We start from the raw sequence: 17,867 nt of genomic DNA, 5'->3' as shown, positions 1-17,867 counted from the left end.
TCCGTCGTGTTCGCCTCGCAAGGCGGAAACACCACGTACGGCAAGAGCGACCTGATGGGCCGGGACAGCAAGGGAACGCTGTACTACTACTACGCGCTCAACAACGGGACGCTGAGCACCCGCAAGCAGGTGAGCGCCGGCGGCGGCTGGCTCGGCTCCCGCATGGGCTACGCGTCCTCCCTCGACGCCGACAACGACCCCGATCTGATCGAGGTCTACGAGAACAACCTGTACGCCGACAACCACTACATCAGCGGCGGTTGGGGCGGCTACAACCTGGTCGTGGGCCCCGGCGACCTCAACAACGACGGCCAGGGCGACCTGCTCACCCGCGACGGCTCCGGCACCCTGTGGCTCCAGCGCGGCAACGGCCAGGGCACCGGCTTCGCCTCCCGCCTGAACATCGGCGGCGGCTGGAACGCCTACGACAAGATCCTCGGCGCCGATGACCTCACCGGGGACGGCCTCGCCGACGTCGTCGCCCGCACCGGCGACGGCAAGCTCTACCTCCACCCGGGAACGGGCATCTCCACCTCACCGTTCAAGGTGCGCCTCTACATCGGCCCGGGCTGGCAGCAGTTCAAGAACCTCGCGGCGCCCGGCGACCTCAACGGCGACGGCCGCGCGGACCTGATCGCCACCAACTCCCGTGGTGAGGCGTTCCGTTACGACTCGAACGGCTACGGCGGCTTCAAGTCCCGCGTGAAGCTGGGCGACGGCTGGAACACGTACAGCGACCTGTACTAAACCCCGCAGCGGGCAGACACCCACCACCACGAAGAGCGCCCCGTCACCCGGCGACCTCACGCCACCTGGTGACGGGGCACTCCCGTCTCGGGACCCGAGGGCCGGGTTCACCCGGCGGGAGGTGGGGACGGGGCAGAGGGCGTACTCAGAGGGGGATGAGTAGGTGTGCGCTGCCGTTTTGGCTGTTCAGGGGTTTTGATCGACTGTATGCCGATCGAATCGCTTTGTCTGCGGCGCCGTGTTCGCCGCTCTGCCGTCCTGGTGTTCCCTCTGCTGGTGGTGGTGCTTGGGACCAGTGCCTGCGAGGTGGTTGAAGGCCAGATCCATGCGGAGGCGGACCTTCGGGTCAATGCCGTGCGGACCAAGCAGGCCGGGATGGACACGGTCGCGCGGCTGCGGCCCACCGCGCAACTGGCGGGCACCGGACCCGGCGCCACACCGGAGGAGGCAGCGCAAGAGGAGACCAGTAGCTGCCCCGACGACTTCGGCTTCGACAAGGGTGACGTGACGCGCAGTGAGCCTCGCTACCGCTGGACGCTGCACTATGCGACCCGCGCCGACTACCTCGCCGCTCTCGCGCACCTGCGCGCCGGCTGGAAAGCGGAGGGGCTGCCGGTCACGGAAGTACCCGCGTGGGACCGGCCCGGCAGGCTGGGCCTGCCCGGGATCAGCACGAAGGATCACGGCATCCAGCTTTCCCTCCAGCAGTCCTTGCAGGGCGAGGAGCCGACGGTGTCCGCGATCGGGGAGTGCATGCGCCACCACGAGCAGGGGCGAGCCCAAATTGGGACGGAGCCCGGCCGATCATGTCGCCCAGCTCGGAGCCGAACACCGGCACCACGGCTGGCCGGGTGGGTGAACGCGTTCAACACCGCCCCACCGAGCCGCGCTCTTTCTCGCGGCCACTGAGCAACCCGCCAACCGGTTAGGCAACTCTTGCGTAGGAACGCCCGACTGCCTCGACGTGCTGACCGCCGCCCCAACAGCAGCCCTGAGCCTCACGGGACCGCGTGCGGGGCCACCTGAACGCTCACCCGGACGCCCGGGCGGTTCTGCCGCGCGGGCATCTCTACGGAGCGACGATGAAGACCAGGCCGACGAAGCCCACGAAGAGACTCAGAAGGGCGATGACTCCTGCGAACCACCGCCAGCCCGTAGCGCTGACCCACCGGTCGGGTGGGTTGAGGTGCCCTTGCGCCTGCGCCCGCAGCGCGTAGTTGGCTTCCATCTTCCGCTCCAGCTGCACGGCGGCACCTCGCACGTCGAAGGCAACCCTCAGCCCGATCACGACGCCCGCCAACCCCATGAGCAGCAACACAACACCCAACGCCACGAAACCCCCCTCTCCACGCCGCCCCCACAGCGGACAGCCGGCGCTGCACGCTAGCAGGCGGCGGCGCGCAGCTGCCTGAGGGATCCAACACACACGATGGGGGCGGCCCCGGCTAGCGGGCCGCCCCCATCCGTATGCATCAGGCACCCCGGCCCCGCCCCCGCGGGCCAGGTGCGCCTGTGCGATCAGAGGATGTTGTAGGCGCCGAAGCCGTAGCCGATCTTGACGCGCTTGCTGAACGGGTCGGTGGCGTTCCCATTGCCGGAGTAGCGGTACAGGTCACCGCCGGTGGTTCGGGCCAGGAGGTCGCTGCGGCCGTCGCCGTCGAGGTCGCCGATGGACAGGATGCGGTCGTAGGCGTTCCAGCCGCCTCCGATCTTGGTGCGCTGCTGGAACGGAGCCTTGTAGTCGCCGGTGCCCCTGTACAGCCACAGCGTGCCCGAGCGGTCACGGGCGACGATGTCGGTCTTGCCGTCGCCCGTCAGGTCGGCTTGACCGGCGATCTCCGTGTACTGACCCCAGCCGCCGCCCACCTGGTAACGGGACGTCAGCGTGCCGTCGCCGTAGCCGAGGTAGAGCCACATCACGCCCGAGCGGTCCACCCCCAGGACGTCGGCCGCGCCGGCGCCGCCGAGATTGCCGGGCGAGAGAAACGTGCTGTAGATCTGCCAGCCCCGGCCGATCTCCTTCAGGTGACCCTCGCCCTCCGCCCACGAGTAGGTCAGCAGCCCGCTCTTGTCGAGGTACCACGCGGCGTCCCCGGCGCCGTCCTTGTCCCGGTCGAGGGGCGCGGTGGCAACGAAGGCGCTGAACGTGGACTCCGTGTTCCAGCGCGGCTGGAAACCACCCTTGCCGTCCTGACGGCCAACGTCCTCCGCATCTCACTCGATCCCGAAGCGCTGGAAGACCTGCGGCTGACCGACCACGAGATCGAAGCCGTCATCGAAGCACCGGCCGAAGACATCAGGGAGTTCCGTGTAGTCCTCGCCCAGGTACTTGGATACGGGCGCGCGGACGCAGTGCCCACCCGTATAGGCATGTGACCGGCCAGCCGGGTGTCTGCACCAGCGCCACCGAGCGGCCCGACAGGGGGGGAAGATATTTGAAGCCGCGGCGCCATCTGTGCGGAATCCCTACCGTCGGCAACCCGCCATGCGAACCGGCCGACCGCGCCATCGAGATGATCACCGGCTACGAAGAACGTGCCAGTCGTGGACGTGCTCAGTCGGATACGGATGAGCGTGGCTCTGGCGCGGGACCTCTCAGCGGGGTCACCGGGGCGGCAGTCCCGCTTGGGCACGCCAGTAGTCCGCGTCGTGAGGATCGGCCAGCCAGCCGGTCAGACGTTCAGTGCCGGCACGGAAGGTCTCGGGCAGCGAGGTGTCCTCGCCGACCGCGAGCCTGACGGCGTCGACGCCATGGGTGGCGTGATCGGTGTCGCACCAGCAGGCCACGTTCACCGCCGTGTCGACTGCGAGGCGGCCCAGGTCGGTCCACACCATGTGCAGCTGGAACTCCAGCTGGTCGCCCCCTTGGCGCGCTCGATGACGTCTAGTCCGAGGATGATCGGCGTCCCCAGCTGCGGGCCAGGGAAGGCGGCATGCTCCAGGGCCCACTCCCAATCCGCCGTGTCTCGACCGGCACGAGCCGCGTCGACCGTACAGGCCGCCTGATTCAAAAAGTCCACATCGGCAGGCGACTGTAGAGGGAAAAGCATGCTCAGGGGGACGTCTTCGAAGCTGCCTCGCATGAGTCGATCATCCCCCCTCCGGCTCACACGACGAGCCCTTCCCAGGCTTTGTGCGGGAATCCTCACAGAGCTGGCGGCCATCGAGGTCCACCTGGTCTACCTCCGCTCAGATCGCCGGAGCTGAACCGCATCGAACGGATCTGGTGCTCGGTGAAGTACCAGGACATGCCCGTCCGCGCCCACACCACCACCCAGGAACGAGGCGCCGCCGTCGACCGCGCGCTCACGCGGGGCGCGGCCGCGGTGGCACCGCCGCACCCTCATACGAGATCGTTCAGCTGTATGCGATGCGCTCGACCTCGATGAGCTGGGCTGCGCCGATGCGGCCGTCCTCCAGGGAGAGGAGCCAGGGCAGCAGCGCGGGTGTGGCGTGCAGTTCGTCGTAGAAGCCGAGGTGGAGGTCGGCGAGTTCGCCCTCGATGAGCCAGCGGTCGAGCGCGTCGCCGAGGTGCAGATCGGAGGCCTCGGTGCGGGTCTCGGCCCACACGGCCAGCCAGGGAGCTGGCGTACCCGTGGTGACCGCGAGTGTTTCCAGGATGTCGGCGATGTGTCCGGTGCTCGGGTGGGTGTGCAGAGCTGAGCGCCACCAGGCGTGCAAGACCTGTTGAAGGGCTGTCCGCTCCGGCGTGGGCCAGTTCCGCCAGTTGGCGGCGAGCAGGCGGGAGGCAACCAGGGCGTGGTCAAGCTGGTCCGCGGTGAGGAGACGGACGATCCGGGGCGTCAGCCGGCGGTACAGGCCGGGGAAGTCGTCCCAGTGGTCGGGCGTTTTATGCGCGACGGAGTAGAGCAGGTCTTCGGACACCTGGTGCACGGGACCGGCCAGGGCTTCAAGATTGGCTGCGGTGTAGCAGTGGGTGCAGCCGTCCACGGGAACGAACGGCTCGGCACGGGGTGCGAAGGCAGCGTCCAGGGCATCGAGGGCGTCCTGGAACTGCTGGTGGGGGTCGGTCATGAGGTGCCTTGCAGGACTCCGTCCGGACCTGCCGGAGAAGAGAGCGACGCTATCACGGGCTTAGCTCACCGTCTCAGGGCTGCCCACCCAAGCCGCCACCACGATCGATGAGAGGCCGTTCCGGCCGGAGAACGCGGTCCGCTCCAACCCGGTGTCCTCGAACGTACCCTTGCGGTATGGACGATGCCGCAGAGCAACGCAATGGTCTGGCTTCTCGGTTGGACAGCGCCCGCCCTGCGCAGGCACGGGCCGCCGCTTGGGACGTCCTGGACCTTGCGGAGCGGCTCGCGGATGCCGTGACCTGGCTCCCGCACGCCGATCCTGTGGCGGCGATGGCTGCGGCTCAGTCATGCGGCGACGTCCGCCGATCCCTGACAGCACCGACCCAGGGAAGCCCGGCCGACATCCCCGACGATCTCGGTGCTGGCGTGGTCGAGTGCGCGGAACTGCTTGGCCGTCTGGCATCCCTGCTGGACGCGCCGGGCGGCGAGCATCTCCAGCCCGACCCCCAGGCACGGCAGGCGGCTGCGGCTCATGTCCGCGCATCCCACCAGGCCTTAACGAACGCCTTGAGGCTGTCATGACCGTCGAACTGGGCCACCTCTTCGACCAGGCAGTCCGCCATATCGCGGCGGCCAGGACAGTGGCCGCCGACAGCACCTACGCCCCGGCACTCCTTCAGGGCGCGGTCGCGATCCTGTCCGAACTGGACTCCGCCACCAGAGACTTCGGCTGGAGTGGCGATGACACCGAGCACACCGTCATGGCCGCGGCGACGAACGACCTGCGCACCCATTTCCTCGCCGCCGCGCACCGCATGACCACCGCCCACAGCCTCGCCACTGGCCCGCCGCGGCTTACGCCTCTTGACGACACGCGCACCCTTGTGGCCGCGGCACGTGACCTCCTGAACACCCACCGCGGCCCGGACGGCGAACCCCTGACCCACTACGCGCTGCTGCTGGCCCAGGCCGGCCACCAGCACTACCTCGCACTGCGAATGACCGACGTGACCTGGCACTTGGGGCGCCTGACCGCCGACCTTGCCGACGCCGCCGTATCCTCCGTGCTGCGCGACGAGCTGACGGCGGCACGCGCCCACCTCGACCAGGCCACCGTGCTCGGGCGCCATACCCACGCCCCCGCCGCTCGCCACGCCATAGCCTCACTGCCCCCGGCCCCTCCTCCCGGCCCTCTCCCATCCAGCGAACCCGGCGCCACTACCCTCAAGCAACTGTCCACCGGCAGCGAGTACCTGTTGCGGACAGCCTTCGAGAGCGCGCACGGGCGCCCCGTACCGCCACACCTCAGCGGCACCGACCTGACGCGCCTGGCCCGCTCGCTCTCCCTGATGCGGCTGCTGTCCGCCCAACTCGTGCGCCACACCCACGCCGACCCCACATCCCGCAACGCCGCGAGCGCAGAGGCGGTCACCGCACTGTTGGAGGCGGCCCGGCACTGGCACAGTGCCGCAGCGTCCTGGCACCACATCGTGGACCTCAACGACCCCACCGACCACCCTCAACTGCCGCCCTACGACCTGGCCACCGTCCGACGCCACCAAGCCGTCCCCATGCCCCGCCCGGACAGCCCCCACCCCGCCTGCGCCCTCGCCCAGACCCTGGCCGTGCGCACGGGACGCCTGCTCTACGGCCCGGCCTGGCAGCCCACCCACGGCACCCGCGGCCACCCCACCCGCCCGCCCGCCGTGATCTGGGAGGAGACCGGCGGCCCCGGCCCACTCTGGGAAGCCCTCTACCAGGCCGCGACTGCCGGCCGCCACCTCGCCGCAGCGATCCCGGTCCTGATAGAACGGCGCACCGGCCATCTGGTCACCGACAGCATCGACCACCGCTCCCAGGCCATCCCGCCCCACGTCCGCTTCTACCCCGCCCACCACCGCCAGATCGCACACCTCGTCAACGAACACAGCACTTGCCGACAAAACGACGACGCGCTCCGCAGCGCCCTGGCCCGCCTCGCCGACACCGCCGACCACCCCATCTCGCGCGTAGACCTCGACAACGCCGTGGTCCGCCTCTTTCCAGCACCCGCCGCCTCGCTCTCTCCCAGGCAGGTGGCACAGCTGCAGCGCATCAGCGAGGCCAGCGAACAGCGCAGAACACACTTCACCGAAGCTGTCCAGCGACTGCGCCCAGCCGCGCGACCGAATCCGGTGCAACCACACAGTCCGGAACCGCGCGTGGGCGGTCCGACGCCGTAACGGCTCGCAGGTGCGACCACCATCCTCCCGCCGCCCCCGCCCGTACGAGCAGCAGGCTCTACGACGCGGGCTGGGGAGGGGGTCTTTGCGTGGCTGACCTGTTGTGGGGTTTTCCGGGGCAGGCGGCTATGCATGGTGCCAGGATGAACAGATGGCTGGAGGAGACGGTGAGAGGGGCGGCGCCGATGATCCGGTGCCCGACATCCTGCAGGCGTGGTCGGGAGCCGACCCGAACGGCGACGGCTGGGAGGCCCTCGTGTACACCGATGCGGAACTCCACGGTCCGCCAGATCCCCTTGAAGTCGGCCCGTTCCAGATGTTCCTGACCTACTCCGACCTGACACACCCGTCGCCGACCGCCTCCACGCGCCTGCTGCTACGCGCCCGCTACACCCTCACACCGCCCAGGCCTGCCCCTGACCTTGACCAGATGAAAGCCAACGCCCGATGGTGGCTCAACGTGCAGCTGGACCAGCAGGCAGCCTGCCTGCTGAGCCTGGCCCTGGGCGTGCGGATGAGATCGGGCGGCCGCACCCGCCGCTTCAGCCCAAACGCTGACCCTGCCGGCGTCCCCGAACTGCTCCCGCACCGCGCGCCCACCCTCGCACTCTTCCAGCCCGTCCACAGTGCCTGGCCCGCCCTCGCCCACGCTGCCGTGGACATCCGCGACGCCGAAACCGACCTGAAGCTTCTGCCAGCGATGTCTGCCGAGGACGCCAGAGTTCTCCTGCGCGCGGCCCGCCACTTCGCCACAGCGCTCTGGATCGCCGACGACGACCCCGAACAGGCATGGCTCCAGCTCGTCACCGCGGCGGAAGTCGCCGCCACCCACTACCAGCGTGAAGAACAAGACGCCGTCGACCTGTTCCGACGCAGCGCACCGGGCAAGGTGGCCACCGCGCTCATCGAAGCCAGTACAGCCCCCGACCTCCTGGCCCCCATTGCCGGCGCCTTTCACAGCCACCTGCGTGCCACCAGCCGCTTCCAGCGCTTCTTCGCGGACTTTGCCCCACCCCCGCCGGCACCACGCCCACTCACCGAAGCGGCCCGACTGGACTGGAGCACCAAAGCACTCAAGAACGCCCTGGGCCGCGTGTACGAGTTGCGCTCACGTCTGCTCCACGACGGCCAACCGTTTCCATACACGCTCTTGCAGCCCCCCGAACGCGACCAGGACATCCCGGCCGAACGGCCCTTTCGGTACCGCGATGGCTACGGCGTCGGCCCCATCGCCTGGCCCCTCGACGAACTCCCCATGTACCTGCCCACATTCGCCCACATCGTCCACATGTCCCTCCTGCGCTGGTGGCGGTCCCTGCCGCCCGGCCCAGAACAGAGAGCGGGCAGCGCAGCACCAGGGCCGGAACTCCGATGAGACTGCGCCAGGCTCGCCGACCGCAGCAATGAGACCGTTCGGCTCACGAACCCTTGCGCCGTTGCCACAGGGCCGGGCAGAACCTCACGGGAAACACCGAGTGTCTCCGTCCCCTTGGCCCGCACGGGCTGTGACGACGGACCAGGCCAGGCAGACGCCTGAGACGCCTCCATGGACGTCGTCAGCCGAAGGTGCCATCGTCACGGGCGGAGAATCCCTCGCAGCCATCGTGCTCGAAACGCACCCGCCCGTCGAACAGCGAGTCGGCACGGATGCACGCTCCCCAGTCCAGGCCCAGCTCTCCACTCAGCGCGATCCAGAACCGGCATCCGCCACACTGCTCGTCAAACCATTCGTCCCGATAACCGGGCTCGCCAGTGCAGCGATTCAAAAGCCGCAACCAGCGCCCATGAACCTCGTCGCCGCCCCCGCCATTGCCGTCCCCCTGATGCCTGCCCGACGCCATCCGCTCCCCACCCTCTTCGCCGAATTCGGCGCACCAGTCTGCACGGAATCGGCGCTACCCGCCGGCTGATTCCTGCGAGCCACAGGCCAATGAGCTGAATCCCACCTGCTTGCCGCGAGCGTGGTGCTCGACAGTTCATGCACCTTCGGTGTCGATCCTCTCCGCGTCCTGGAGCAGGTACTCGGGCAGTTTTGAACTGGCCGCCAACACTTCGATGCCGATGAGGCGGCCCTGCTCGTCGAAGTCGAGGTTGATCATGGCGTCAGCGTTCACCGGATCGCAGGGATACATGCGGGCGGACTCCACGCGGGCCTGCGGTTCGGTGAGGTAGACGTACGCTGCGTCCACGGTCTTGTCGTAGGTGACTCTGACGTCAGCCACGGTGAGTGCGCTCCCTTGCTGCCGTTGATGGTGGCGCTGGCCTTGTCCATGCCTCCGGCCGCAGCGACTATGGGCTGCCGAGGGGAGGTGCAAGACCAGCACGGCCTTGACGATGTCGGTGAGGCGGGCGGTGCTGCAATGGAGTTGGGTGTAGCTCTCCTGGAGGGAAGGGCTGAGCTCGGAGACGCTGTTTGGGGTCATGGTGGCGTGGTTGGGTCTCTAGCGTGTGGGCGGAGGAGGCGACGCTGATGGGGTCATTGATCGAGGAGCTGGACTTGCGCGGGAGGCTGCGGCCCAGGCATCGAGACAACCGAGGCAGCCGCAACACCCACGCCATCCGCATCTGGGTGCAGCCGTCGCATGCTTCCGCCGCGCACCCGACGGCCTTGGTCGAGAGGCGAACTGCTCTCGTCCTTACGTGAGATGGTTGTGTCCGTGATCGAGATATGGGGCTTCGGGGAGGGGGGCCCTCCCGCTGACAGCGGACGGGGCTGTCCACGAGCTCGGCCGGAGGATCGCCGGTGGACACCTTCAATCGTGGCTGATCAGCTCAAGGGGGCGATGCCTTGCGGTCGCAACGAACACCGAGCGAGCGATGGTGATGTTGCTCGACGACGAAGACGGCCCTGGTGAACATGCTGTGGCACTTGGAGCCGAAGGTGCCAGCAACGGCTTCATCTTGGAGAACGGGCAGAACGACGAGTACCCCCACACCGGCACAGTGACTCTTGGCGAAGCGTTCCGGATCGTCCGACACGTCCTCATCCACGGCGCCCTGCCCCCTGACACGGTGTGGAACGCCGACCGCTGAGTCGTCACGGCGGGTCGTCCGGCCCCGGTGAGCGGCGGCCAAACTCCGGGAACACCGCCTCCACGGGCACCGCGGCCTGTCCGGCGTGGTCCTCGTCATGCGAAGACCGTACGCGGCTGGGGAAACGACCCGCGAACGGATTCCCGCAAGCCCGGATGCCATCTCACAGAGCGTCCCGTTCGAAGCCGGCTGCATACTTTCTGGCATGCCCTCGCTTCTGGATGTTGTGCAGTCTCTCGATGATCAGCCCGCTGAAGCAACGATCTTCGCAGCCAGACCCTGGAGTGCCACCTCGGACGCTGCCGTGGAAGTGCCTGACCAGCCGCCGCACGGCCTCGCCTACCTGCTCGAAGTCGACCTGGCCTAGGAGGTCCTCGAAGTGTGGTCATCCTGGCGTCATGGGGCCGAGCCGAATGCCCTACAGAAGTGCTAGGCAGTCATCCACTACGCCGAGCACGACTCATACCTCGACGCGCACCTATGACCACCGCCATCAACTCTGCAGGTGTCTCAGAGGTTCAGTAGCAAGGACTCGAGGCGTCGCGGACATCACGCGCAACGTAGACCGGGCCCGGGATGGGAGCCAGGCAGCGGCGATCACTTGAACGGGAGGGCGATGAGTGCCTTTTGGCGGTAGTCCTGGTCGCGGTCGGCGAGTTCGGGTACCGGGCCGCTGGACAGGTACAGCGTGCCCTGGTTGAGCAGCGCGAGGGGGGCGGTGCCGATGCGGGGGCCCTGGGGGTCGGCGGGATACTTGTGGACCACGGCCTGCTGGCCGGTGGCCGGGTCGAATCTGATCAAGGTGGCGGGGTCGTAGACGTTGCCGGAGGAGTAGGCGAGCACATCGGGGGTGTCGGAGGCGACGATGGTGGACGCCTTGACCAGGCCGGTGGACTGCTGTTCCCACAGGCGCTTGCCCGTCGACAGCGACCAGGCGACGATCTTGTTGTTGCCGTCGGCGTGTTTGGTCATCGGGGTGGCCACCATGTAGAGGGTGCCGCCCTTGACCTGCGCGCCGGGGGAGGGGGTGCTGCCGTCGTCGGCGGACAGGCGGGGCCGCTCTTCGTCGCCGGGCGCAAGGGTGGCGCGGACCGTGCCGCCGGCGTCGAGGACCGTCATGCGCAGACGCAGATCACCCCCGCCGACGCTCACGACCACCGGGTCGGTCGCCACCACGCTGCTGTTCTCGCGGCCGAGGGCGTTGCCGAGGCGGTAGGTCCAGAGGGCCTTGCCGCTGGCCGGGTCGACCGCGGCGACGTCGTAGGGGGCGAAGAGGTCGGTGCTGGTGTGGCACTTCTGTATCCTCACCAGCTGCTTGCCGCCGGTGTACTTGGCGCCGGCGCACGGCTGGCCTCCGTAGAGGGCGGGCGTGTCCGTCCATAGGGGCGTGCCGTCGCTCACCCGGAACGCGGTGGTCTTCTTGCGTTTGGCGCTGATGACGACGGTGTCCGCGGTGCGGGCGATGCGGGTGTGCTCGCTCGCGAGATTGTCGCGGTCCTCGGCGAGCTGGCGCTGCCACAGGAGGGTGCCCGAGGCGAGGTCGACAGCGAAGGCGAGGCTGCAGTCGGGGCCGTTCCCCGCGGCCAGCACCACGATGTGCCCGCCGGCGTTGGTGGATGCCTGGCAGATGACGTTGTTACTGCCAGGGGTCGCCACCCCCCACAGCCGTCGCCCATCGCGCCGGTCCAGGCCCGCCACCCCGTCAGGGAGAGCCTTGACGACCGTCTTGTCAGTGAACCACACACCCCGGACCAGGCCGTTGAAGGAACGGCCGGACTGGGTGTAAGGAAGCGACCAGGCATTGGCCGCCCTGGCCGCACCCGTGGGCTTCCCGTCGGCCGCCTGCTTGCCGTCGCTGTCCGGGCGCAGCAGCCAGACGCCGCCCGCGGCGGCCGCGGCCAGGACCAGCCCGGTGGCGACGAGCAGCGCGATCAGCCTGCCGCGCACCCCCGGCCCTTGGGGCGGCTGCTGGGGCGGTATCGGCTCGATGACGTAGGGAGGGTGGGAGGGCGGGGGAGGCGGCTGGTGGCTGGTCACGTGAGGATGCTCCTGACGTAGTCGGCCCAGGCGGCCGTGAATGCGGTGACGTCCATGCCGGTGGTGTCCTTGATCTGCTGGTGAAGGCCGTCGGGCTTGGCGTACTGGGCGGCGACGAACGCGAGAGCCTTGTTCTGCCCGTAGCGCTGCGCCATGAAGGCGACGGCCAGGCGCCCCAGTTCATAACGAGCGGCCTGCCGGGTGGCGTCGCCGCCGTAGAAGGTCATCTGGTCGGGGAGCTTGCCGTCGAAGCCGCTGCGCTTGAGGGCGCCAAGCCCGCCGCGGTCATCGAGTCCGCCGCCCGTCAGATACTCGGCCACGCCCTCGACGACCCAGGCCTGGGTGTCGGCCACCGAGATCACCGCGATCCGACCGGTCAGCGGCATGAGCATGGCGTGCGTCATCTCGTGCGCGCCGACGCGGACGGCCGGGTCCTTCACCAGGAGCCGGGCGCCGCCGAAGGGATGGTCAAGGGCGTGGGGGCGCTGCATGCCGATGGCGATACCGGCCTCGCCGCCCGCGCGGCCGCCCTGCCCGTAGAGGGTGGCGAACTTCGTGGCGTCGGGCTCCAGGGTGAGAGCGAACCCCGGCGCGATGGCCTGCCCCTGTCCCGGGGGCCCGTTGCTGCGCCAGGTGTTCAGCAGGTGCTGGGCGGCCTGTTCCAGCCGCGGGGCAGCGGCGCGGGCGGCACCGTCCTGCTCGGCGCTGTTCATCAGCACCACGTGCGCGGTGCGGGTGACCCGCAGATCGGGGTAGAGGTCCCAGGGGGCCGGGTAGGCGACGAACTGGTCGGCGTCATCGGGGCGGAGTTTGGGGTAGGGCATGCCGGCGACCGCCGTGACCGCGGGGGGTTCCTGGGCGGTCTTCTTCTCGACCGTCCACCGGTAGCCCTCTTGGACCGGGGCCGCGTCCACGCCGTCGATCTGGTGAACGAAGACGACATCGACCTCGGCTTTCACACCGCCGCCGAAGCTGTTCTCCAGCCGCCCGCTGGTGCGCTGGATCTCGAACCCCGTCTCTCTGAACGGCACCTTCTGCAAGTTGGCGTAGGTGCGGCGCTGCCCGTCCTTCACCGCGGGGCTGAACGGCGCCAGGAAGGCGGAGGCGTCCTTCGCGCGCAAGGCCGCGGCGTGGTCGGCGACGAGTCGGGCAAGGTCCGCCTTGGTCAGCGACACCCGTCCGGTGTCCGGCGGCGCACTTGGGCCCGCCGTAGAGCTGTCATCGCGTTGCACCGCGATGATGGCGACGGCTATCAGTGCGAGGACCGCGACGCTCGCGACCACCCGTACGGCGATCCTCAGCCGACTCGCCGCAGCGCTGTGGGGCATGTCCTCTTCCACTGCTCCGTGTCCCTCTTCCTGTCGCTCCTGGCGCGGCATGCCTGTCCTCGTCCCTGTCTTCGGTGTCCGCCGGTGTCCCGGGGTGCGCAGGCAGCGAGTCCTTGGTGGGGGGACGCGCTCCGATGCCTGCGGGCGCGTCCGCATAGGTGGTCGGGCACGCGTCATGGGCAGGCCACCAGAGGCGAGAGGCGAGTGGGCTCTCATGGTGAGGACCCTGCGGCCGGTACGCCCGGGGGGCCTGCGGCGAGGATGTCGGCGCGGAATTTCGCGTCGGTGCCCCAGCGTTCGCGGCTGCGCGGCTGGTGGTATCCGTTGGTGCACTCGCCGAGCCAGAACCGGGAGATGCGTTCCAGGGCGCGGGCGAACGCGTCGTGCCACAGATAGACCGAGGCGCCGGAGTCGTCCTTGATGTCGAAGGCCGAGCGGTGCGAGGTCCACAGCGCGCTGAGTTCTTCGACGACTCCGCCGTGTTTCCACCAGCATGCGCGGGGGAGCTGGTCGGCGGTGAGTTCGAAGCGGTCGGCCAGGTCGATGACCCAGGTGGTGAACTCGACCCACAGGTCTGCGGATTCGGCGGCTTCGAGCTGGCGCCAGATGATGGGCGCGCCCGGGATGCGAGGGCTGCCGGGGTCGTCGCCACCGCCGCCGCCGGGCTGCTGGCTTTCGATGCGGATGAGACGGTTGTGGTGGTCATCGAGCTCCTCGTTGATCTTCTGCAGGGCTTTGAAGAGGGGATCGAGGGGGTCAGGCACCGTTGGCCTCCCGCAGGGCTTCCCGGGTGGCGGCGGCGATCTCCTGGGCGCGGGCGCCCTCGTGGATGCGGGTGAATTTGACCCGGGTGACGGGGGTGCGCCGGTGGATGACGAGCCCTTCGCGCTCCGCGAGCATGCGGATGTCGGCCGGTTCCAAGACGGCGCGGCGCCGGGTGGAGACCGATACCGAGTAGCGTTCGCCGTCGTCGGAGACGCTCTCGGTGTCTTCTTCGAATTCCCCGGCGAGAGCCGAGTACGTTTTGAGTTCCTGCTCGTCGCTGATACCGCCGAGGATGATTTTCACGGTGGCGGCCGCGCACATCTTGCGGACCCCGATCTCGCCCCAGCGTTCCTGGGCCTGGGCCAGGTTTTGCAAGACCGCGCACATGAAGATGTTCTGGCTGCCGGAGACGGACATCAGGGAGGGGATCTGGGGGAGGGGCGCCACGTTGGCGATCTCGTCCCCGAGGATGCCCAGCGGCGGGTCGAGGCGGCCGTTGGGCATGCGGGCGGCCAGGCGTTTGCCGGTGTCGAGGATCGCCCGGGAGAACGCGGCCATGATCGGCGCGAGGGCCGATCCCTCCTCCTCTTCGCCGATCAGGAACACGGTCCCGCCCTTGGTGATCCATTCCTCGATGCTGAAGTTGGCGTCGTCGCCGGCGGAACCCCCGAAGATCTTCGCGACGTTGGCGTCGTACATGGCGAGGAAGGACTGCTCGGCGGTGCGCCAGGAGGCGCTGCGTTCCTCGGGTGCGGCCGAGTGCTGGGCGGACAGGGCCCGCGAGAGTTCGTGGCGTCCGTGTCTGGCGAGGATGGTGACGGCCTCACGCTCGCTGGGGGAGGTGGCCCAGCGCATGATGTCGAGTGCGGGACGCTGGTCGAGTGCCGCGGCGTGCAGCCAGCAGGTGATCAGCATTTGGGCGTTCAAGACGAAGTACCCGCCGTTCTTCGTCCCCTCCTCGCTCTTGGTGGTGCTGGCCAGGGTCTCCGCCCGTTTGCGCGCGATGGTGAAGTCCTCGCACCCGTCACACAACGACCACTGCACCTGGGTGGGCCAGCCCGACAGCCCGGTCGGGTCCAGGGCCAGCACCGGACCGAGGGCCTTTCGGGCCTTGGCCGATGCATACAACACGTCGACCTTCGATGAGGTGGCCAGGACGGGGCCGGGAAAGTCCAGAATCCACGGGATGATCAGCTGGCTCGTCTTTCCTTCGCGGGGCGGGGCGATGAGCAGGACGGTCTCCTCGAAGGGGACATACAGCTCCACGCCACTGGGAACGGCGGTCCCGGCGAACACCGCGACATCACGCACCGTGGGACCGGTGAGGTCCTTCTGCTCGGGGGCGCTCTTGCTGAGCTGAACCGGCCCGGCGGCGCCCAGGGCGGCCGGTGGGGCGAGGCTGGGCCGCAGGACGGGCAGGCGCGAGAGGGCCTTGGCTTCCCCCATGGCTTCCTGGAGCTGGCGTGCGGTGGCCAGCCCGTCGCTGCCTTCATCACGCCACCGCGTCCAGCGGGACCACCCGCTGCGCGCCGCCCACGCCCAGGTGACGGCCTGCACCGCGATGAGACCGTAGAAGGGAATCGGGCCGCCCACACCCGAGTTGCCGCCGAACGCGGCCGCAGGATCGCCGGGGTGCGCGAGCAAGCGGGTGAAGGCGACCGAAGTCTGGGTCCAGGTCACCGGGGCGAAAGCCCCATGCGCCAGCAGCCCCGAGACGACGGCGGCCAGCCACACCCAGAGCATGAAGGCCATGAACGCGGCCAGCAGAGCCACCCACCAGGCATCCCGGTACAGGTGCAGGCCTCTGGCCGAGTGCGGCGAGACTACCTTCGCCATGAGTACTCCCCGAACTGCGCAGCCGGGGCCGGGTATTGCAGGCCCGGCCGCGCGCCGGGCGCCGCCGTCGGATGCAGGGGCACCGGCAGGCGGCGGGCGTCACGCTCGGGCGGCGCAGGGGGGTGAGCCGCTGGCCGGGCAGGGTGTGTGGCGGTGTGGAGGGCCCGCTGCGGCAGGGACTGCGCGCGCGGTGATCTCTGCCGGTAATGGACATCGTCGTGCCGGGCGACCTCACCGGCGCCGGACGCCCCGGTCATCGGCTGCCACCTGCTGGGGCCGGAGGGGCGCTGACGGCTGGCCGTGCGGGCCACGGCTGCGTACCAGAGGCGGGCCTGCCCCGTCGGCTGGTGCCGGTGGGCGGGCCCGTTTCGTTGCTCATCGCGGACTGGCCGTCGGGCGGCCGTGGGGCTCAGATCATGTTCTTGTAGATGTTCCAGCCGCTGCCGACCTTCACCCGGGCGGTGAAGGTCGCGGTGCCGGCGTTGCCCGTTGAGGTGTACAGGTACAGGTCACCGTTCGGGAGGCGGCCGAGGACATCGCCCTTGCTGTCGCCGTCGATGTCACCCGGCACGACCAGCATGTCTTACACGTTCCAGCCGGTGGCGACCTGCTCGCGGCTTCGGCCACCTGGTGTCCGGCGGGCGCCGTCTGGCGGGCGATCTGGGCCCCGTAGCTGCCGACCCTTCCCCAACACCCACGCCGGCAGGTTCTGAGGCTGGCCAGTGAGGAGAGGTAGAAGGCCCGTAGGAGTCCGCGGTGGAAACGATCAGGGTCCGCCGCCATCTGGAGGACGTGCCGAGCGAGGGCGAGACCAAGGACGTACTCGACCGGCTCGGGCTCGAACCGTGGGACATCACACGCACCCAGGAGGCCGTCGCCAAGGAGCTCGGGCACAAGAAGTGGGCACGGGACGCCGGTTCGCGTGAGCGGTGGATCAAGGCTCTCGCCGGGCACCCGAAACTGATCCAGCGGCCGGTCATCACGGCGGACGACAGCACAGCGGTGGTGGCGCGCACCGACGAGGCCGTGCGCGACGCACTGTCCCGGTGATCAGGCCTAACTCGCATGTGACCTAAGTTACTTCGGTTACTCCAGAAACCGCTGAGTAACCTTGTTCGGCATCTCGTACATAGCGGCGTACGCTCCCCCACCTCTCAGGAGGCGCGCATGTCGCGTAGGAGAACTGTCAGTACGAAGAAGAAGCTGGCGCTGCTGGTCAGCGCGGCGGCGGTGGCCGGCGGCGGAGCCTTCGTCATGGCGACCACCTCGAACGCCGCGCAGAGTCCCCGGACCCTGTCGGCCGCGGATTCGGCCATCTGCCAGGGGCTCGCCACGGCCCTCGGCAACAACCAGAAGTTCATCGACGGTCAACGGGCGGCGCCCGACACCCAGTCGGCGGCGCGGATCGCCAACCGCGAGGCGGTCATCGCGCAGATCAAGGTGCAGCAGAAGGCGTCCGGATGTGTTGTCGGGGAGTCGGCTCAGGACTCCCGGGCGAAGCAGCCGGCGCAGAGCGGGCAGCAGGCCGGCGGCGCCGCCCAGCAGACCGCTACCGCTCAGCCTTCGCCGACCGCCACCGCGGGCAACGGCGGCGCCGGCGCTGCGGCCTCCGGGCAGCAGGTGTGCAACGGCTCCACCGTCACGCTCTCGGGCGAGGGTGGCGCACCGGCCGCGTCCAGCAACCAGTTCCCGGCGGGTACGAAGCTGAAGGTCACCAACCTGGACAACAACAAGTCCACGACGGTGCAGGTCACTTCGGTTTCCGGCAGCTGCGCGCTGCTGAACAACGCGGCCTTCGAACAGGTACGGGAGCCCGGCAAGTTCCTGATCCGCCGGGCGCTGATCGAGAAGGTGGGGTGAGG

The 17,867-nt window shown here is 69.1% G+C and carries 20 protein-coding genes and 1 pseudogene; 10 read left to right on the top strand and 11 right to left on the bottom strand.

Annotated features, from left to right (window positions below):
- Together ACFWA7_RS27735 and ACFWA7_RS27730 are read left to right on the top strand one after the other, a co-directional pair.
- Positions 1–747 (top strand): FG-GAP repeat domain-containing protein (locus tag ACFWA7_RS27735; RefSeq protein WP_385825724.1); only part of this gene is annotated, 747 nt, incomplete at its 5' end.
- 207 nt (positions 748–954) lie between these two features.
- Positions 955–1,656: a hypothetical protein gene (locus tag ACFWA7_RS27730; RefSeq protein ID WP_385536928.1), complete on the top strand. Its 702-nt coding sequence runs from the start codon at positions 955–957 to the stop codon at positions 1,654–1,656.
- Positions 1,657–1,816: 160 nt separating this feature from the next.
- Here ACFWA7_RS27730 and ACFWA7_RS27725 read toward each other — a convergent pair whose 3' ends face one another.
- On the bottom strand, positions 1,817–2,080 hold the full coding sequence (locus ACFWA7_RS27725; protein ID WP_385536926.1) for a hypothetical protein: 264 nt from the start codon (positions 2,078–2,080) through the stop codon (positions 1,817–1,819).
- A gap of 185 nt (positions 2,081–2,265) precedes the next feature.
- Positions 2,266–2,745: an FG-GAP repeat domain-containing protein gene (locus ACFWA7_RS27720; RefSeq protein ID WP_385536939.1), complete on the bottom strand. Its 480-nt coding sequence runs from the start codon at positions 2,743–2,745 to the stop codon at positions 2,266–2,268.
- A 27-nt stretch (positions 2,746–2,772) separates the two neighbouring features.
- Between ACFWA7_RS27720 and ACFWA7_RS27715 the strand changes: the two genes are divergently transcribed.
- A complete protein-coding gene (locus tag ACFWA7_RS27715; RefSeq protein ID WP_385536923.1) occupies positions 2,773–3,123 on the top strand; it encodes a hypothetical protein in 351 nt (116 codons plus the stop codon).
- Between the two features lie 228 nt (positions 3,124–3,351).
- Here the strand turns inward: ACFWA7_RS27715 and ACFWA7_RS27710 are convergent, their stop codons facing one another.
- Positions 3,352–3,582, bottom strand: coding sequence for a hypothetical protein (locus ACFWA7_RS27710; RefSeq protein WP_385536920.1), 231 nt, complete (start codon positions 3,580–3,582; stop codon positions 3,352–3,354).
- Positions 3,583–4,104: 522 nt separating this feature from the next.
- Entirely contained in the window at positions 4,105–4,782 is a 678-nt protein-coding gene (locus ACFWA7_RS27705) for a hypothetical protein (RefSeq protein ID WP_385536917.1), read from the bottom strand.
- A 176-nt stretch (positions 4,783–4,958) separates the two neighbouring features.
- Here ACFWA7_RS27705 and ACFWA7_RS27700 point away from each other — a divergent pair, with 176 nt between their 5' ends.
- The 3 genes from ACFWA7_RS27700 (at position 4,959) to ACFWA7_RS27690 (ending at position 8,381) form a co-directional block, all read left to right on the top strand.
- Positions 4,959–5,366: a hypothetical protein gene (locus tag ACFWA7_RS27700; RefSeq protein WP_385536914.1), complete on the top strand. Its 408-nt coding sequence runs from the start codon at positions 4,959–4,961 to the stop codon at positions 5,364–5,366.
- Entirely contained in the window at positions 5,363–7,006 is a 1,644-nt protein-coding gene (locus ACFWA7_RS27695) for a hypothetical protein (protein ID WP_385536912.1), read from the top strand. The genes ACFWA7_RS27700 and ACFWA7_RS27695 overlap by 4 nt, the downstream gene beginning before the upstream one ends.
- A gap of 151 nt (positions 7,007–7,157) precedes the next feature.
- Positions 7,158–8,381, top strand: coding sequence for a hypothetical protein (locus ACFWA7_RS27690; RefSeq protein WP_385536909.1), 1,224 nt, complete (start codon positions 7,158–7,160; stop codon positions 8,379–8,381).
- Between the two features lie 181 nt (positions 8,382–8,562).
- Here ACFWA7_RS27690 and ACFWA7_RS27685 read toward each other — a convergent pair whose 3' ends face one another.
- Both ACFWA7_RS27685 and ACFWA7_RS27680 read right to left on the bottom strand, forming a co-directional pair.
- Positions 8,563–8,847: a DUF3027 domain-containing protein gene (locus ACFWA7_RS27685; protein ID WP_385536906.1), complete on the bottom strand. Its 285-nt coding sequence runs from the start codon at positions 8,845–8,847 to the stop codon at positions 8,563–8,565.
- A gap of 135 nt (positions 8,848–8,982) precedes the next feature.
- On the bottom strand, positions 8,983–9,228 hold the full coding sequence (locus ACFWA7_RS27680) for a DUF2283 domain-containing protein (RefSeq protein WP_385536903.1): 246 nt from the start codon (positions 9,226–9,228) through the stop codon (positions 8,983–8,985).
- A gap of 595 nt (positions 9,229–9,823) precedes the next feature.
- On the opposite strand from ACFWA7_RS27680, the gene ACFWA7_RS27675 reads away from it, so the two are divergent.
- Both ACFWA7_RS27675 and ACFWA7_RS27670 read left to right on the top strand, forming a co-directional pair.
- Positions 9,824–10,039, top strand: a complete 216-nt coding sequence (locus ACFWA7_RS27675) for a hypothetical protein (protein WP_385536900.1) — start codon at positions 9,824–9,826, stop codon at positions 10,037–10,039.
- A 205-nt stretch (positions 10,040–10,244) separates the two neighbouring features.
- Entirely contained in the window at positions 10,245–10,406 is a 162-nt protein-coding gene (locus ACFWA7_RS27670; protein ID WP_385536898.1) for a hypothetical protein, read from the top strand.
- 230 nt (positions 10,407–10,636) lie between these two features.
- Here ACFWA7_RS27670 and ACFWA7_RS27665 read toward each other — a convergent pair whose 3' ends face one another.
- From ACFWA7_RS27665 to ACFWA7_RS27645, 5 genes are all read right to left on the bottom strand, one after another.
- Positions 10,637–12,076, bottom strand: coding sequence for a PQQ-binding-like beta-propeller repeat protein (locus ACFWA7_RS27665; RefSeq protein WP_385825722.1), 1,440 nt, complete (start codon positions 12,074–12,076; stop codon positions 10,637–10,639).
- On the bottom strand, positions 12,073–13,404 hold the full coding sequence (locus ACFWA7_RS27660; protein ID WP_385536892.1) for a hypothetical protein: 1,332 nt from the start codon (positions 13,402–13,404) through the stop codon (positions 12,073–12,075). Before ACFWA7_RS27660 ends, ACFWA7_RS27665 begins: the two co-directional genes overlap by 4 nt.
- A 212-nt stretch (positions 13,405–13,616) precedes the next feature.
- Entirely contained in the window at positions 13,617–14,168 is a 552-nt protein-coding gene (locus tag ACFWA7_RS27655; RefSeq protein ID WP_385536890.1) for a hypothetical protein, read from the bottom strand.
- A complete protein-coding gene (locus ACFWA7_RS27650) occupies positions 14,161–16,005 on the bottom strand; it encodes a type IV secretory system conjugative DNA transfer family protein (RefSeq protein WP_385825720.1) in 1,845 nt (614 codons plus the stop codon). Before ACFWA7_RS27650 ends, ACFWA7_RS27655 begins: the two co-directional genes overlap by 8 nt.
- 409 nt (positions 16,006–16,414) lie before the next feature.
- Positions 16,415–16,585, bottom strand: a complete 171-nt coding sequence (locus tag ACFWA7_RS27645) for a hypothetical protein (protein WP_385825718.1) — start codon at positions 16,583–16,585, stop codon at positions 16,415–16,417.
- Positions 16,586–16,776: 191 nt separating this feature from the next.
- On the opposite strand from ACFWA7_RS27645, the pseudogene ACFWA7_RS27640 reads away from it, so the two are divergent.
- Together ACFWA7_RS27640 and ACFWA7_RS27635 are read left to right on the top strand one after the other, a co-directional pair.
- Positions 16,777–17,055, top strand: a pseudogene (locus ACFWA7_RS27640) (ArsC/Spx/MgsR family protein); the annotation flags it as partial.
- A gap of 117 nt (positions 17,056–17,172) precedes the next feature.
- Entirely contained in the window at positions 17,173–17,865 is a 693-nt protein-coding gene (locus ACFWA7_RS27635) for a hypothetical protein (protein ID WP_385825716.1), read from the top strand.
- Positions 17,866–17,867 lie beyond the last annotated feature (2 nt).

The organism is Streptomyces sp. NPDC059994 (assembly GCF_042737755.1).
In the GTDB taxonomy this organism is placed as follows: domain Bacteria; phylum Actinomycetota; class Actinomycetes; order Streptomycetales; family Streptomycetaceae; genus Streptomyces.
The sequence above is the reverse complement of the archived record's forward strand: the minus strand, read 5'-3'. Positions and strand labels throughout refer to the sequence as shown.

What these genes read in the sequence shown, in the direction of transcription:
- ACFWA7_RS27730 (WP_385536928.1), top strand. Translation starts at nt 955, where the DNA reads ATGCCGATCGAATCGCTTTGTCTGCGGCGCCGTGTTCGCCGCTCTGCC.
- ACFWA7_RS27710 (WP_385536920.1), bottom strand. Translation starts at nt 3,582, where the DNA reads ATGGTGTGGACCGACCTGGGCCGCCTCGCAGTCGACACGGCGGTGAAC.
- ACFWA7_RS27705 (WP_385536917.1), bottom strand. Translation starts at nt 4,782, where the DNA reads ATGACCGACCCCCACCAGCAGTTCCAGGACGCCCTCGATGCCCTGGAC.
- ACFWA7_RS27700 (WP_385536914.1), top strand. Translation starts at nt 4,959, where the DNA reads ATGGACGATGCCGCAGAGCAACGCAATGGTCTGGCTTCTCGGTTGGAC.
- ACFWA7_RS27695 (WP_385536912.1), top strand. Translation starts at nt 5,363, where the DNA reads ATGACCGTCGAACTGGGCCACCTCTTCGACCAGGCAGTCCGCCATATC.
- ACFWA7_RS27690 (WP_385536909.1), top strand. Translation starts at nt 7,158, where the DNA reads ATGGCTGGAGGAGACGGTGAGAGGGGCGGCGCCGATGATCCGGTGCCC.
- ACFWA7_RS27685 (WP_385536906.1), bottom strand. Translation starts at nt 8,847, where the DNA reads ATGGCGTCGGGCAGGCATCAGGGGGACGGCAATGGCGGGGGCGGCGAC.
- ACFWA7_RS27675 (WP_385536900.1), top strand. Translation starts at nt 9,824, where the DNA reads ATGGTGATGTTGCTCGACGACGAAGACGGCCCTGGTGAACATGCTGTG.
- ACFWA7_RS27670 (WP_385536898.1), top strand. Translation starts at nt 10,245, where the DNA reads ATGCCCTCGCTTCTGGATGTTGTGCAGTCTCTCGATGATCAGCCCGCT.
- ACFWA7_RS27660 (WP_385536892.1), bottom strand. Translation starts at nt 13,404, where the DNA reads ATGCCCCACAGCGCTGCGGCGAGTCGGCTGAGGATCGCCGTACGGGTG.
- ACFWA7_RS27650 (WP_385825720.1), bottom strand. Translation starts at nt 16,005, where the DNA reads ATGGCGAAGGTAGTCTCGCCGCACTCGGCCAGAGGCCTGCACCTGTAC.
- ACFWA7_RS27645 (WP_385825718.1), bottom strand. Translation starts at nt 16,585, where the DNA reads ATGCTGGTCGTGCCGGGTGACATCGACGGCGACAGCAAGGGCGATGTC.
- ACFWA7_RS27635 (WP_385825716.1), top strand. Translation starts at nt 17,173, where the DNA reads ATGTCGCGTAGGAGAACTGTCAGTACGAAGAAGAAGCTGGCGCTGCTG.